The sequence below is a fragment of the Pseudomonas sp. R4-35-07 genome (assembly GCF_003852235.1).
Taxonomy (GTDB): Bacteria; Pseudomonadota; Gammaproteobacteria; order Pseudomonadales; family Pseudomonadaceae; genus Aquipseudomonas.
The window spans coordinates 4,061,919-4,077,264 of the sequence record NZ_CP027732.1 but is presented as its reverse complement, the minus strand read 5'-3'; the positions used below and the strand labels follow the sequence as shown (position 1 = coordinate 4,077,264).

The 15,346-nt window shown below is 60.0% G+C and carries 12 protein-coding genes; all 12 read left to right on the top strand.

What is annotated here, in order from left to right; translation table 11 throughout:
• Positions 1-152 precede the first annotated feature (152 nt).
• Complete coding sequence (locus C4J89_RS18525; RefSeq protein ID WP_124363797.1) at positions 153-1,715, top strand: sigma-54-dependent transcriptional regulator; 1,563 nt, start codon at positions 153-155, stop codon at positions 1,713-1,715.
• A 328-nt stretch (positions 1,716-2,043) separates the two neighbouring features.
• Positions 2,044-2,784 (top strand): flagellar basal body rod protein FlgF, encoded by a 741-nt coding sequence (locus C4J89_RS18520; protein WP_124363796.1) that lies wholly within the window; start codon positions 2,044-2,046, stop codon positions 2,782-2,784.
• 70 nt (positions 2,785-2,854) lie between these two features.
• The gene (flgG, locus tag C4J89_RS18515; RefSeq protein ID WP_057721328.1) at positions 2,855-3,640 is read left to right on the top strand and encodes a flagellar basal-body rod protein FlgG; all 786 of its coding nucleotides are present in this window, start codon (positions 2,855-2,857) and stop codon (positions 3,638-3,640) included.
• 52 nt (positions 3,641-3,692) lie between these two features.
• Positions 3,693-4,388, top strand: a complete 696-nt coding sequence (gene flgH, locus C4J89_RS18510; protein ID WP_124363795.1) for a flagellar basal body L-ring protein FlgH — start codon at positions 3,693-3,695, stop codon at positions 4,386-4,388.
• Positions 4,389-4,394: 6 nt separating this feature from the next.
• Positions 4,395-5,504 carry a flagellar basal body P-ring protein FlgI gene (locus C4J89_RS18505; protein ID WP_372237507.1) on the top strand — a complete coding sequence of 370 codons (1,110 nt, stop codon included), beginning with the start codon at positions 4,395-4,397 and terminating at the stop codon, positions 5,502-5,504.
• Positions 5,505-5,508: 4 nt separating this feature from the next.
• Entirely contained in the window at positions 5,509-6,774 is a 1,266-nt protein-coding gene (gene flgJ, locus C4J89_RS18500; RefSeq protein WP_124415244.1) for a flagellar assembly peptidoglycan hydrolase FlgJ, read from the top strand.
• A gap of 10 nt (positions 6,775-6,784) precedes the next feature.
• The gene (gene flgK, locus C4J89_RS18495) at positions 6,785-8,830 is read left to right on the top strand and encodes a flagellar hook-associated protein FlgK (protein WP_124415243.1); all 2,046 of its coding nucleotides are present in this window, start codon (positions 6,785-6,787) and stop codon (positions 8,828-8,830) included.
• Between the two features lie 14 nt (positions 8,831-8,844).
• Complete coding sequence (locus C4J89_RS18490; RefSeq protein WP_124367855.1) at positions 8,845-10,449, top strand: flagellar hook-associated protein 3; 1,605 nt, start codon at positions 8,845-8,847, stop codon at positions 10,447-10,449.
• A gap of 280 nt (positions 10,450-10,729) precedes the next feature.
• On the top strand, positions 10,730-11,659 hold the full coding sequence (locus tag C4J89_RS18485; protein WP_124415242.1) for a ketoacyl-ACP synthase III: 930 nt from the start codon (positions 10,730-10,732) through the stop codon (positions 11,657-11,659).
• Between the two features lie 263 nt (positions 11,660-11,922).
• Positions 11,923-13,344: a flagellin gene (locus tag C4J89_RS18480; RefSeq protein ID WP_124410476.1), complete on the top strand. Its 1,422-nt coding sequence runs from the start codon at positions 11,923-11,925 to the stop codon at positions 13,342-13,344.
• 75 nt (positions 13,345-13,419) lie between these two features.
• The gene (locus C4J89_RS18475) at positions 13,420-13,770 is read left to right on the top strand and encodes a flagellar protein FlaG (RefSeq protein WP_124367852.1); all 351 of its coding nucleotides are present in this window, start codon (positions 13,420-13,422) and stop codon (positions 13,768-13,770) included.
• A gap of 81 nt (positions 13,771-13,851) precedes the next feature.
• On the top strand, positions 13,852-15,246 hold the full coding sequence (fliD, locus tag C4J89_RS18470; protein ID WP_124367851.1) for a flagellar filament capping protein FliD: 1,395 nt from the start codon (positions 13,852-13,854) through the stop codon (positions 15,244-15,246).
• Positions 15,247-15,346 lie beyond the last annotated feature (100 nt).

Genomic DNA, 15,346 nt, shown 5'->3' with positions numbered 1-15,346 from the left:
AAATTACCGAATTTTGTAAACTATTCGTTACGGGTGCGACGCTCGTCGTTGCCTTAGGCTGGGAAAAGCGCCCGAGCTGTCACATAATCTTGACGACTATCTGCGCCCAGCGGCAAAAAGACGCGGCGCCTACCCACTTTTCGGGCCTTTTCATGCGTATCAAAGTGCATTGCCAGAACCGCATCGGCATCCTGCGGGACATCCTCAACCTGTTGGTGGAGTACGGCGTGAACGTCGCCAAGGGCGAGGTCGGCGGCGAGCATGGCAATGCCATCTACCTGTTCTGCCCAAACCTGGTGAACATGCAGTTCCAGGCGCTGCGCCCGCAGTTCGAGGCGATCGCCGGGGTATTCGGCGTGAAAAGGGTAGGGCTGATGCCCAGCGAGCGTCGGCACATGGAACTCAATGCGCTGCTGGGGGCCCTGGAGTTTCCGGTGCTGTCCATCGACATGGGCGGCTCCATCGTTGCGGCCAACCGTGCGGCGGCGCAGTTGCTCGGGGTGCGGGTGGACGAAGTGCCGGGCATTCCCCTGTCGCGCTACGCCGAAGACTTCGACTTGCCGGAACTGGTGCGCGCCAGCAAGTCGCGGATCAACGGGCTGCGGGTCAAGGTCAAGGGCGATGTGTTCCTGGCGGATATTGCGCCGCTGCAATCTTCCGAACACGATGACAGCGAAGCCATGGCCGGCGCGGTGTTGACCCTGCACCGCGCCGACCGGGTGGGCGAGCGTATCTACAACGTGCGCAAGCAGGAACTGCGCGGCTTCGACAGCATCTTCCAGAGTTCCAAGGTGATGGCCGCCGTGGTGCGCGAAGCCCGGCGCATGGCGCCGCTGGATGCACCGCTATTAATAGAAGGCGAAACCGGAACCGGCAAGGAACTGCTGGCCCGTGCCTGTCACCTCGCCAGCCCGCGCGGCCAGTCGCCATTGATGGCGCTCAACTGTGCGGGCTTGCCTGAGTCGATGGCCGAGACCGAGCTGTTTGGCTACGGCCCCGGCGCGTTCGAAGGCGCACGGGCCGAAGGCAAGCTCGGGCTGCTGGAACTGACCGCGGGCGGCACGTTGTTTCTCGATGGGGTGGGGGAAATGAGTGCACGCCTGCAGGTAAAACTGCTGCGCTTTCTGCAGGACGGGTGCTTTCGTCGCGTCGGCAGTGATGAAGAGGTGTACCTCGACGTGCGGGTGATCTGCGCGACCCAGGTCGACTTGTCCGAACTGTGCGCCCGTGGCGAATTTCGCCAGGACCTGTATCACCGCTTGAACGTACTGTCGCTGCATATCCCGCCCTTGCGCGAATGCCTGGACGGCCTCGGGCCATTGGTCGAGCACTTCCTCGATCAAGCCAGTCGGCAGATCGGTTGCCCACTGCCCAAATTGGCGCCGGCCGCGATGGACAAACTCAGCCACTATCACTGGCCGGGCAATGTGCGGCAGTTGGAAAACGTGCTGTTCCAGGCGGTTTCGCTGTGCGAGGGCGGGACGGTCAAGCTTGAGCATATTCGCTTGCCGGATTACGGCGTGCGCCAGCCGCTTGGTGATTTCTCGCTGGAAGGCGGGTTGGACGCCATCGTCGGGCGGTTTGAAAAGGCCGTGCTCGAAGCGCTGTATGCCGAGCATCCGAGCAGCCGGCAGCTGGGCAAGCGCCTGGACGTATCCCACACCACCATCGCCAACAAACTGCGCGATTACGAAATCCTCAAGGCTGGCAAATAACAACTGGCACAAATTGGTCCAAAACTGTGGGAGGGGGCTTGCTCCCGATAGCGGTGTGTCAGCCACAGAATGATGAACTGACCCACCGCCATCGGGAGCAAGCCCCCTCCCACATTGGATTTGTGTCGTCTACAAGGCCGAGGCTTGCCGTGAGCGGCAGTAGTCCGCCGTTTTTTCGACTCTCATCCACGCTCTAAATCTTGCCGCATACCCGCAAACCCCCGTCCCGCCTGCGCTTTAGCCAATTTTGAAAAGTTGGTTCGCAAATTGCTTAAGCCTCATCAGTACAGCGGTGGACGGCAAGCGTCCGTCAGAAAGAGGATAGAGCGTGGACAAGTACCTTTACGTGGCAATGACCGGCGCCAGCCAGAATGCTCTGGCGCAGAAGGCCCATGCCAACAATCTGGCGAACATTTCCACCAACGGTTTCCAGCGCGACCTGGAGCAGGCGCGGTCGATGCCGGTGTTCGGTGACAGCTTTCCGGCGCGGGCTTTTGCCCTGACCGAACGGCCAGCCACCGACTTCACGCCCGGCGCGATGATCGAAACCGGGCGTGACCTGGACGTGGCCGTCAGCGGCGACGGCTGGATGGCCGTGCAAACCCCGGATGGCAGCGAAGCCTACGTGCGCAGCGCCAGCATGAACGTGGATGCGCTCGGTGTTCTGCGGGCCGGCAACGGTATGCCGATCATGGGCAACGGCGGCCCGATTGCCGTGCCGCCCCAGCAGAAAATCGAAGTGGGCGCCGACGGCACCATCAGCATCCGCGCCATGGGCGAAGGCCCGCGGGTGATGGCCGAAGTGGACCGTATCAAGCTGGTCCAGCCCGACCTCAAGAACATGAACAAAGGCTTGGACGGCACCATCCACACCAAGGATGGCCAGCCGGCCCAGGCCGACGCGAACGTCAAGCTGACCTCGGGCTTCCTGCAGGCGAGCAACGTCAATGCGGTTGAGGAAATGACCGCGGTACTGGCGCTCTCCAAGCAGTTCGAGCTGCACATCAAGATGATGAACACCGCCAAAGAAGATGACCAGGCCATGACCCGCGTCTTGCAGATGAGCTAACAGCCTTGATTGGCTTTTAAATAAACAGCGCAGCACGGCGCCAACAAACAGGCGCACGAAGGAGAACAGCATGCTTCCGGCTCTATGGGTTGCCAAGACAGGCCTGTCCGCCCAGGACACTAACCTGACCACCATTTCCAACAACCTGGCGAACGTGTCGACCACGGGTTTCAAACGTGATCGCGCCGAATTCCAGGACTTGCTCTATCAGATCAAGCGCCAGCCGGGCGCCCAGTCGACCCAGGACAGCGAACTGCCGTCGGGCCTGCAACTGGGTACCGGTGTGCAGATCGTCGGCACCCAGAAAAACTTCAGCGCCGGTAACCTGCAACAGACCGGCCAGCCGCTGGACATGGCGATCAATGGCCGTGGCTTCTTCCAGATCCTGCAACCGGATGGCACGACCTCCTACACCCGTGACGGTACCTTCCACCTGGACTCCAACGGCCAGATCGTGACCGCCAATGGTTTTGCCCTGGAGCCAGCCGTGGTGGTCCCGGCAGACGCCAAGACCTTCACCGTCGGCAACGACGGCACCGTGTCCATCACCGTGGCCGGCAACCCTGCGTCGCAAGTGATAGGCAACCTGCAAACCGCCGACTTCATCAACCCGGCCGGCCTGCAGGCCATGGGCAACAACCTGTTCCTGGAAACCGCTTCCAGCGGCGCGCCGCAAATCGGCACCCCTGGCCTGAACGGTTTCGGCACCACGCTGCAAAGCACCCTGGAAACCTCCAACGTCAGCACGGTTGAGGAGATGGTCAACATGATCACCACCCAGCGCGCCTACGAGATGAACTCCAAGGTGATTTCCACCGCCGACCAGATGCTTTCGTTCGTAACGCAGAATCTGTAATCAGTCTATGGGGCGCCCTTGAAAGCGCCTGCAACACCGTGAGGTTAGGGTCATGAATCGCATTGTTTCTGTTCTGGCATTGAGTGGGATCGCCGTGCTTGCGGGCTGTGTCGCCCCGTCGCCGAAACCCAATGACCCGTACTACGCGCCGGTGTTGCCGCGCACGCCGTTGCCGGCGGCGGCCAACAATGGCTCGATCTATCAGGCCGGTTTCGAGCAGAACCTGTACAGCGACCGCAAGGCGTTCCGGGTCGGTGACATCATCACCATCACCCTGAACGAGAAGACCCAGGCGAGCAAGAACGCCAACTCGCAGATCGGCAAGACCAGCAAGACCGGTATCGGCCTGACGTCGCTGTTCGGCGGTGGTCTGACCACCAATAACCCGTTGGGTGACGGTGACCTGAGCCTCAGTGCCGGCTACAGCGGCGACCGCGCCACCAACGGCAAGAGCGCGGCGGGGCAGGGCAACAGCCTGACCGGCTCGATCACCGTGACCGTGGCCGATGTGTTGCCCAACGGCATCATCGCCGTACGCGGTGAAAAGTGGATGACCCTCAATACCGGCGACGAGTTGGTGCGCATTGCCGGCATGGTGCGTGCCGATGATATTTCCACCGACAACACCGTGCCGTCGACGCGGATTGCCGATGCACGGATTACCTACTCGGGTACAGGTTCGTTTGCTGATGCAAGCCAGCCGGGCTGGTTCGACCGTTTCTTCCTTAGCCCGCTGTTCCCTTTCTAGGTGGCCATTTTGAACTTCAAGCAGTTGATGGCGGCGGTCGTGTTGCTGTGCCTGAGCGCCGTCGCCCAGGCCGAACGCCTGAAAGACATCGCCAGCATTTCCGGCGTGCGCAGTAACCAGTTGATCGGTTATGGCCTGGTGGTGGGGCTCAATGGCACGGGTGACCAGACCACCCAGACCCCGTTCACCCTGCAAACCTTCAACAACATGCTGTCGCAGTTCGGCATCAAGGTGCCGCCAGGCTCGGGCAACGTGCAGTTGAAGAACGTCGCGGCGGTGTCGATCAGTGCCGATTTGCCGGCGTTCGCCAAGCCGGGGCAGGTGGTGGACATCACCGTGTCGTCCATGGGCAACTCCAAGAGCCTGCGGGGCGGTACGTTGCTGATGACGCCGCTCAAAGGTATCGACGGCAACGTCTACGCCATCGCCCAGGGCAACCTGGTGGTGGGCGGGTTCGACGCCGAGGGCCGTGACGGTTCGAAGATCACTGTCAACGTGCCGTCGGCCGGGCGCATTCCCGGTGGCGCCACGGTTGAACGCACCGTGCCGAGTGGGTTCAACCAGGGCAACAGCCTGACCCTGAACCTCAACCGTTCCGACTTCACCACCGCCAAACGCGTGGTCGACAAGATCAACGACATGCTCGGCCCAGGCGTCGCCCAGGCCATCGATGGCGGTTCGGTGCGCGTGACCGCGCCCCTGGATCCCAGCCAGCGCGTGGACTACCTGTCGATCCTGGAAAACCTGGAGGTCGACCCCGGCCAGGCAGTGGCCAAAGTCATCATCAACTCGCGCACCGGCACCATCGTGATCGGCCAGAACGTCAAGGTCTCGCCGGCGGCGGTGACCCACGGCAGCTTGACTGTGACCATTACCGAAGACCCGATTGTCAGCCAGCCTGGGCCACTGTCCAACGGCCAGACGGCGGTCGTCCCGCGTTCGCGGGTCAATGCCCAGCAGGAAGCCAAGCCGATGTTCAAGTTCGGCCCCGGTACCACCCTGGACGAGATCGTCCGTGCGGTGAACCAAGTGGGCGCGGCCCCTGGCGACTTGATGGCGATCCTCGAAGCCCTGAAACAGGCCGGCGCTTTGCAAGCCGACCTGATCGTGATCTGAGGCCATGGTCATGGATATGCGCAAGAGCGGGATCAGCAGCACGGCGGACTCGGGGTCTTACTCCGACCTGAATCGGCTTAACCAGCTCAAGGTCGGCGCCGACAAGAACAGCGACGGCAACATGCGCAAAGTCGCGCAGGAGTTCGAGTCGTTGTTCTTGAGCGAGATGCTCAAGTCCATGCGCTCAGCCACCGAGGCCCTGGGCAAGGACAACCCGATGAACACCCCGGCGGCCAAGCAGTACCAGGAAATGTACGACCAGCAACTGGCGGTATCGATGTCCCGCGAAGGCGGTGGTATCGGCCTGGCCGACGTGCTGATGCGCCAGATGCAGAAGAACAAACCGGTGGACGCCCAGGCGGCCACCTTGCAGGGCCCGGCAGCCGATGCCCCGGCGAAAAAAGCCGACGTGCCGACGGAAATCGCCGCCGGCACCCAGGCGCAAGGCCCGTTGGGTCGCTCCAACGGCCAGCGCCCGTTGTGGGCCTACCGCGTGGCGGTGCCCGAGGGCGCCAGTGCGCATGCCAACGATATGGAGCTGATGAACCAGCGCCGTATCGCCTTGCCAAGCAAGCTGACCGACCGCCTGCTCGCCGGCATCGTGCCGAGCACGCCGGTCGCTGCGCAAACCACCAGCGCGCCACTGCGCAACAGTGCCGCCGACGACAACGTGGTCAACAGCAGCGCCCGCAGCGTTGCCGTGCCGAGCGGCAAGATGCAGGTCTACGGCCGCGCCATCGCCCAGCCACCGCTGGCACCGGCGAAAAAAGCCTTCAGCTCGCAGGATGAATTCGTCGCCACCATGCTGCCGATGGCCAAGGCCGCCGCCGCGCGTATCGGTATCGATCCGAAGTACCTGGTGGCCCAGGCCGCCCTGGAAACCGGTTGGGGTAAATCGGTGATGCGTGCCGAGGACGGCAGCAGCAGCCACAACCTGTTCGGCATCAAGGCCGGCCAGAGCTGGCAGGGCGGCCAGGCGCGTGCGATCACCAGCGAGTTTCGCGACGGCGCGATGGTCAAGGAGACGGCGCAGTTCCGCTCCTACAGCTCCTATCAGGACAGCTTCCATGACCTCGTGACCCTGCTGCAAAGCAATGATCGCTATAAAGAAGTTGTGAAATCAGCCGATAACCCGGAACAGTTTGTACGCGAGTTGCAAAAGGCCGGTTATGCAACCGATCCAGCCTATGCCAGCAAGATTTCGCAGATCGCCAAAAACATGAACAGTTACCAGAACTACGCTGCCGCTGGCGCAACCACACATTTATAAGGTCTGAACCATGAGTTTGCTCAGTATCGGGATGTCAGGGCTCAATGCCGCTCAAGGATCGTTGTCGGTCCTGAGTAATAACATCGCCAACGCCAACACCTCGGGTTATTCGCGTCAGCAGACCACGCAAAATGCCAATGCCAACAACCCTTACGGCGGCGTGTACATCGGCAGCGGCACGACCCTGGCCGATGTGCGCCGGGTGTATAACGAATTCCTCGACGCGGCCTACCAGAACAGCACGGCGCTCAACAACGACGCCAAGGCCTATTCCAGCCAGGCCAGCGCCATCGACAAGACCCTGTCGGACAAGACCACCGGCATGTCTTCGGTACTCAGCGCGTTCTTCGCCGCTGTGCAGACTTCGGCGGCCAACCCCAGCGATGTGTCCGCCCGGCAAGTGCTGCTGACCAGCGCCCAGACCCTGAGCAACCGTTTCAACTCGATCTCCAGCCAATTGAATGAGCAGAAAGAGTCGATCAACGGGCAGTTGGTGACCATGAGCGATCAGGTCAATCAGTTGACCTCCTCGATTGCTTCCCTCAACAAGCAGATCACCCTGGCCCAAGGCTCCAGCAACAGCGCCCCGGCCAACCTGCTGGATGCGCGTAACGAGGCAGTGCGTTCGCTCAATGAACTGGTCGGCGTGACCACCAGTGAGAAGAACGGCGTGTTCAGCGTCAGCACCGGCACCGGCCAATCCCTGGTATTGGGCGATCAGTCCAACACGATTTCGGCGGTATCGAGCAGCAGTGATCCAAGCCAGTACACCATCCAGCTCAATGCCGGCGGCGGTACGGCTATCGACCTGGGCAACGTGCTCAGTGGCGGCAGCATTGGCGGTTTGTTGCGTTATCGCAGCGACGCCCTGATGCCGGCCATCAATGACCTGGGGCGCATCGCCCTGGCGACCGCCGATACCGTCAACAGCCAACTGGGCCAGGGCCTGGACCTGAACGGTGACTTCGGTGCGTCGCTGTTCAAGGACATCAACAGCGCGGCCGCAATTGCCCAGCGCAGTCAGGGCTCGATGGGCAACAGCAGTGGCTCCGGCAACTTGAACGTGAGCATCAGCGACACCAGCAAGCTGTCGACCTACGACTATAAAGTCACCTTTACCAGCGGCAACAACTACACCGTAGTGCGTTCCGACGGCAAGGCCATGGGCGCGTTCGACACCACGACCACGCCGCCACCTGTGATCGACGGCTTCACGCTGGCCCTGGACGGCAAGGGGCCGATTGCGGCGGGCGACAGTTTCAAAGTCAGCCCAACGGCCACGGGCGCGGCAACCATCGGCACCGCGTTGACCGACGCCAATAAAATCGCGTTCGCCGGGCCATTGCTGGGCGAGGGCAGCAAGACCAACCAGGGCACCGGCACCTTTACCCCGCCGACCCTGACCCTGCCGATCGATATTCATGGTGGTGCCGACACCGCGCAATTGCGTACCGGCATTGAACATTCGATGCCGGTAAAGATGGTGTTCGGCAAGCCTGCGGCTGATGGCACCCAGGGCTACACGCTCAACGATGCCCAGGGTAACTCGATCGGCACCGGCACCATCGTGCCGGGCCAGGGTAACAAGATCACCGTCGACGTACCGATGCGCGATGCCAACGGCACGCTGCTGGTGCCGGCCAAGAGCTTCAAGTTCGATACCACCGTCGCCGGTGCGCCCGCTGCGGGCGACAGCACTACGTTTTCCTTCAACGCCTCGGGCAAATCGGATAACCGTAACGCCCAGGCCCTGCTCGACCTGCAGACCAAAACCACGATCGGCCTGTCCGATGGCACTGGCGGCGGCGTGAGCCTGGTGGCGGCCAACAGCCGCCTGGTCTCGACCGTGGGCGCCAAGGCCGCTTCGGCCAATACCGACACGACCGCGACCGGCGCCTTGCTCAAGGCCAACCAGGACGCGCGCAACTCGGTGTCCCAGGTCAACCTGGATGAAGAGGCGGGCGACATGATCAAGTTCCAGCAGTACTACACCGCGTCGTCGCAGATCATCAAGGCTGCGCAAGAAACCTTCAGCACGCTGATCAATAGTCTTTAAGGGAGCCTGGGACGATGCGTATTTCTACCGCTCAATATTTCGAAACCAGTTCCGCCAAGTATTCGGATAACTACTCCAGCGTGGTGAAAGCGCAGGAGCAGGCCTCTACGGGTGTGCGTGTGCAAACCGCTTCCGATGACCCGATCGCGGCGGCGCGTTTGCTGATGCTGCAACAACAGAAAGACATGCTCAGCCAGTTCAACGGCAACATCACCAGCCTGAAAAACTCCCTGACCAACGAAGAAAGCGTGCTGGGTTCCATCAATGATGCGCTGCAAAAGGCCAGCGAGCTCGCCCTGCGCGCCGGCGGCTCGCTCAGCGATGCGGATCGCAAGTCGATTGCCGGTGAGATCGGTGCCATCGAGGACCAGGTATTGGGCTTGCTCAACAGCAAGGACTCGTCGGGTAATTATCTGTTTTCCGGCTCAAGGACTTCGACCCCGCCCTACAGTCGCAACAGCGATGGCACTTACAATTACCAGGGTGATGAAACGCCCCTGAGCCTGCAGGTTTCCGACACGCTTAAAGTCAACGCCGGTGATACCGGCAAGAGCATCATGGGTGGCGCCATCAACTCGGGTCGCACCCAGGCGACGTGGATTCCGCCTGCCGTGGTACCGCCGGCGACTGCGCCGGTGCCGAACGACAACAAAGTGGCGCTATCGGCTGGCCTGGTGACGTCGGAAACCGACTACACCAATAAATTCGCGGACGGCCAGCCTTACCAGCTGACGTTCACCAGCAGCACGCAGTTCAAGGTGTCCGATCGAAACGGCAATGACATCACCTCCGAAATTGCGGGCAATGGCAGTTTCGACGCCAGCAAGGAGGAGGGCGCCACGGTGAGCGTGCGCGGAGTGAATTTCGATATCACCCTTAACCTCAAGGATGTCGCCACCGGGCCGAATTCCGATGCGCTGGTCAAGGACCGTTCGTTCAGTCTGGCGGCCAAGCCGGACAGCTTCAGTGTCTCGCGTACGCCCAGCAACGCCTCTGCCGCGCAATTGACCAATGCCACCGTGAGTAACCAGGCGGCCTATGTCAGCACGTTCCCGGCCAACAATGGGGCGGTGATCAAATTCACCAGCGCCACTGCTTATGAAGTGTATGCCCAGCCCTATACCGCCGACAGCAAGACGATTGCCACGGGTGATACGGGCGGCGGCACGACAGTCACCGCTGCCGGGGTAAGCTTTGATGTCAGCGGCACGCCGCAGGCTGGTGATCAATTCGCGGTCTCGGCCAGCACCCAGAAGACCCAGAACGCGTTGGATACCTTGAGCCAGTTGCGCCAGGCCCTGGAGCAACCGGCCGACGGCAACCCAGCGGCGATGCTCAAGCTTCGGGACGTGCTGGATGCATCCATCAGTAACTTTTCCAACACCCGCACCCAGATCGACGGTGTGCGAGGCTCTATTGGTGCACGGCAGAATGCGCTGGATATACAGACCAGCGAAAACACCAGCATCGGCCTGGCCAACACCAGTACCATGAGCGATCTTGGCAATATCGACACGGCACAAGCGGCGATCAACCTGACGTTGCAGCAGACCATGCTGCAAGCTTCGCAGTTGGCTTTCGTGAAAGTCTCTCAGTTGAGCCTGTTCAACAAGATGTAAGCGCGCAACAGAGCAGCCCGACGGCCCAGCCTGGAAACAGGCTGGGCCGTTGTCGTTCATAGGCTTAATTGTTTGAAGGTTTTGCATAAACCACACAAAATTGAGTGACCTGCGAGTCATAAAGCGCATCTTCACTGTATCGTGTGAAAAGGATAAGTCGCCTTGCTGTGGTTATTGCGCGGCTTTCAGCGAAATTTTTATGGGGTTATCCCCTTTATTGTCAGCACTTCGGGCGCAGTCCCCGAGGTGTTCTCCAGCTATTTAGTATTGGGAAGCCACAATGATTGGCATAAAAAGCATCGCCAGTTACGTGCCGGCGGACGGTATCGATAACTACGCCCAGGGTGCCAAATTCGCCAAGGATGAAGAATTCATCATTGGCAAGATCGGTTCGGCGTTCCTGCCGCGCAAGGAAGCCGCGCAGGAAACCTCCGATCTGTGTGTCGAGGCGGTCAACGCTTTGTTTGCCAACAACCCGGACTTGAAGCGCGAGTCCATCGACGCCGTAATTGTCGTCACGCAGAACGGCGATGAAGAAGGGCTGCCCCACACCGCAGCCATCGTCCAGGACAAACTGGGCCTGCCAACCCACGTGGCCGCCTTCGATATTTCCCTGGGCTGTTCCGGTTACGTGTACGGCATCTACGCGATGAAGGGTTTCATGGAAGCCACCGGCCTGAAAAACGGCCTGCTGATCACCGCCGACCCGTATTCGAAGATCGTTGACCCGGAAGACCGCAACACCACCATGCTCTTCGGCGACGCCGCCACCGCCACCTGGATGGGCGAAGACGCGCCGTGGTTGCTGGGCAAATCCAAGTTCGGCACCGACGGTTCCGGTGCGCCGCACCTGAAGGTCAGCGATGGCGTGTTCTTCATGAACGGCCGCCAGGTGTTCAACTTCGCCTTGCTCAAGGTGCCGGCGCATTTGCACGAGCTGCTCGACGAGTCGGACCTCCAGGCCGATGACATTGATGCATTCTGCATTCACCAGGGCAGTGCGGCGATTGTCGACGCCGTGGCGCGCCGTTTTGAAGATGCGCCAGTGGACAAGTTCATCAAGGACATGGTCGAGACCGGCAACACCGTGTCGTCGAGCATTCCGTTACTGCTGGAAAAGCACGTGATGGACGCCACCTGGAAGCGCGTGGCGATCAGTGGGTTTGGCGTGGGCCTGTCCTGGGGCTCGGCGATTCTGTATCGCCCCTGACCCTTTAAGAGCGCATAGCAAAACGCCGATGATCGAAAGATCATCGGCGTTTTTTATTTGGCGCCAGAAAAACCAATAAACCCTGGGTTTTCGGCAGTGCTAACCCCTTGAAATGCAAGGGCTGGCACAGGGCTAGTAAAAAAAATCAAAAAAAACCTCAAGCAACCGGCTACCACGACGATAACTATTACGTAGGTTCTCAGGCCACACCCGGCGGTTGCCAGGGCCGGAAGCCGCAGTATCCATCCATCGAGGATTTCGTCATGGCTTTAACAGTAAACACCAACATTGCTTCCATCACTACCCAGAACGGCCTTGGCAAAGCGGCCAACTCGCTGCAAACCTCCATGCAGCGTCTGTCCACTGGTCTGAGCATCAACAGCGCTAAAGACAACGCCTCGGGCCTGCAGATCTCCAACCGTCTGACCAGCCAAATCAACGGCCTGGGCCAAGCTGTAAAGAACGCCAACGATGGTATCTCCATCGCGCAAACCGCTGAAGGCGCAATGCAGGCTTCGACCGACATTCTGCAAAAGATGCGTACCCTGGCTCTGTCCTCGGCTACCGGCTCCCTGAGCGACGCTGACCGTACTTCCAACCAGGAAGAATACCAGGCGCTGACTTCGGAACTGACCCGTATCTCGCAAACCACTACCTTCGGTGGCCAGAAACTGCTCGACGGTTCGTACGGCACCAAAGCCATCCAAGTTGGCGCCAATGCCAACGAAACCATCAACCTGTCCCTGGACAACGTTGCTGCTAACAACATCGGCTCGCAGCAGATCAAGAGCGTCGGCGTTGCACCTAGCACCACAGGTGTTGCCGGTGGCGATATCGGTATCACCGGTAACGGCCAGACCGCTTCTGTTACCGTAGCAGCAGGCGCATCGGCGAAAACCATCGCCAGCCAACTGAACGGCGCTGTAGGTGGCCTGAGCGCTTCCGCCAGCACTGAAGCTCAATTCAGCGTGGGTGCTGCCGCCAAGACCGCGCCTGCTACCTTCACCATGACTGTTGGCGGCCAAGCCACCACTTTCACCGGTGTAACCGATACCGCCAGCCTGGCTGACCAACTGAAATCCAACTCTGCAAAACTGGGTATCAGCGTCAACTATGACGAATCCAAAGGCACTTTGTCGGTCAAGTCCGACTCCGGTGAGAACCTGAACTTCAGCGCCTCCACTGACGCCGGTTCGATCACTGTTGCTACCAAAGACGGTAAAGGTGCCTTCGGTACCGGCGTCGCTCTGGCCGACGGCCTGATCGCTACCGGTGCAGTGAACCTGGATTCGTCCAAAGGCTACGCGCTGAACGGTGCTGGTGTGACCGGTCTGTTCGCCGCAGCAGGTACTGCCGCAGCTTCGGCCAAGACCACTGTTGCACAGACCGACGTAAGCAGCGCTTTCAACGCACAGGCTGCTATCGCGGTACTGGACAAGGCTATCGGCGGCATCGATAGCACTCGTTCGGGCCTGGGTGCTGTTCAGAACCGTCTGACCACTACTGTAGACAACCTGACCAACATTCAGAAAAACTCCACCGCTGCACGCTCCACCGTTCAAGACACCGACTTCGCTGCTGAAACAGCTGAGTTGACCAAGCAACAAACCTTGCAGTCGGCTGCTACCGCGATCCTGTCGCAGGCCAACCAACTGCCATCCGCTGTACTGAAGCTGCTTCAGTAATAACGGCGCTTGGTAACTGACGGAAGGGCGCGTTTACGTGCCCTTTCGTCTTTTCGGTTGTAGAGGAGATTGGACATGGACATGAGTGTAAAGCTGGCCTCGTCTTATCCACCGGTAGCCCCTCAAGGCCCGGCCACCGCGGTGGTTGCGGACAAAGACAAAACCAAGGTCGAGGCGATCGTGCCGACCGCCGGTGAGCCGAAACGGGCTGACCTGGAAAAAGCAGTCACCGATATTCGAGAGTTCGTACAAGCGGCCCAGCGCAAACTGGATTTTTCCATTGATGATTCCACCCATCGGGTCGTGGTCAAGGTCATCGCCACTGAAAGTGGTGAAGTGATCCGCCAGATTCCGTCGGAAACGGCCTTGAAGCTGGCACAAAATCTGGCCACCGCCAGTCATGTGCTGTTCGATGAAAAGGTCTGAACTGGCATGAAACTTGTTGCGCTGTTTTCTTGAAGTGCGGTTCGTCAAGAAAACGCCAGCAGCCGTATTAGGAGAAAGACGATGGCGAGTACAACGGTAAACGGTGTGGGTTCTGGCATCGACATCCAGGGCATCGTAAAAGCTTTGGTCGACGCCGATCGGGCGCCGAAGCAGACCCAGATCAATACCCAGTCACAGAAAGCGACTACCCAGCTGTCGTCGATCGGCAAAATCCAGTCGGCGCTGGACGCTTTCCGTGGCGCCATCAAAAGCATGACCGACGACAACAGCTTCAGTGGCCTGACCGGCACTTCGTCAAATGAAAAGGTCGCGACCATGACCACCGCCCAGGGCGCTGCCAACGGCAGCTTCAACCTGGTGGTCAATAAACTCGCCCAGCCTTCCAAACTGTCCACGGTCACCCTGGCTGGCGGCGCTTCGACAGTGGTCAACAAGGGCGATACCGCAACAACCCTGACCATCTCCCAGTCGGGTAAAAAGTTTGATCTGAGCGTGCCGCCGGGCGCAACCCTGCAGCAGGTGCGTGACTCGATCAACACCCAGTTCGGCACTGTCGGGCTTAGTGCCAACATCGTTACCGACTCCACCGGCTCGCGCATGGTGTTGACTTCCACCACGGGTGGCGTCGGCTCGGACCTGACGTTGTCGGGCAACTCGGGTATTGATACCGGCTACAAAGTGATCGATACGCCGCAGAACGCCGAGTACACCATCGATAACGTGCCCTATACGTCCAAGACCAACAACATCACGGACGCGGTGAGCGGGGTCAGCATCAAGCTGCTGTCGGTTTCACCGCCCGTGGATACGAAGGACCCGGACGGGCCGAAGGCAACCACGACGATTTCCGTGAGTACCAGCACCGCGGCGCTCAAGTCCGGGGTCAAAGGCTTTGTCGACAGCTATAACGCTTTGCTCAAGGCGATGAATGCCGAAACCAAGGTGACCAAGGACGCGGCGGGTAACTCGGTATCGGCGACCTTGACCGGTGACGCCAACATGCGCTCGCTGCAAAGCTCCTTGCGCGCCGAGTTCAACGCCTTGTCCGGGAATGGCACCATCAAGTCCCTGGCACAATTCGGTATCAGTACCGACTCCGGTACCGGTCTGTTGACCATGGATGACAAAACCTTCGACAAGATTGCGCTGACCAACTCGGCAGATATCAGCAGTATGTTCAGCGGCAAGACCGGGTTGCTGGCACGCATGACCAATGCCACTGAAGGTTATGCCAAAGCGACCACCGGTATCTTCGCGACGCGCACGACCGCTCTATCCGACAGTCTCAAGACCTTGAGCAAGGACCAGGCGGAACTGGACGTGCATGTGGCGGATCTGCAAGCCAGCCTGACACGCAAATACGCGGCGATGGATTCGCTGGTCGCCCAGTTACGCCAGCAAAGTAACAACATCATGGGCACGCTCAACGCGCTGAACAACCAGAAAAACAATTGACTGAATGCATGAAAAAAGCCCGGGTCATCTGACCCGGGCTTTGTTTTTTACAGGACCATCGGGGTTAAAGTTTCTAGCAGCCCAGTCGACATAATGGTTA

What these genes read in the sequence shown, in the direction of transcription:
- C4J89_RS18525 (WP_124363797.1), top strand. Translation starts at nt 153, where the DNA reads ATGCGTATCAAAGTGCATTGCCAGAACCGCATCGGCATCCTGCGGGAC.
- flgG (WP_057721328.1), top strand. Translation starts at nt 2,855, where the DNA reads ATGCTTCCGGCTCTATGGGTTGCCAAGACAGGCCTGTCCGCCCAGGAC.
- flgH (WP_124363795.1), top strand. Translation starts at nt 3,693, where the DNA reads ATGAATCGCATTGTTTCTGTTCTGGCATTGAGTGGGATCGCCGTGCTT.
- flgJ (WP_124415244.1), top strand. Translation starts at nt 5,509, where the DNA reads ATGGTCATGGATATGCGCAAGAGCGGGATCAGCAGCACGGCGGACTCG.
- flgK (WP_124415243.1), top strand. Translation starts at nt 6,785, where the DNA reads ATGAGTTTGCTCAGTATCGGGATGTCAGGGCTCAATGCCGCTCAAGGA.
- C4J89_RS18490 (WP_124367855.1), top strand. Translation starts at nt 8,845, where the DNA reads ATGCGTATTTCTACCGCTCAATATTTCGAAACCAGTTCCGCCAAGTAT.
- C4J89_RS18485 (WP_124415242.1), top strand. Translation starts at nt 10,730, where the DNA reads ATGATTGGCATAAAAAGCATCGCCAGTTACGTGCCGGCGGACGGTATC.
- C4J89_RS18480 (WP_124410476.1), top strand. Translation starts at nt 11,923, where the DNA reads ATGGCTTTAACAGTAAACACCAACATTGCTTCCATCACTACCCAGAAC.
- C4J89_RS18475 (WP_124367852.1), top strand. Translation starts at nt 13,420, where the DNA reads ATGGACATGAGTGTAAAGCTGGCCTCGTCTTATCCACCGGTAGCCCCT.
- fliD (WP_124367851.1), top strand. Translation starts at nt 13,852, where the DNA reads ATGGCGAGTACAACGGTAAACGGTGTGGGTTCTGGCATCGACATCCAG.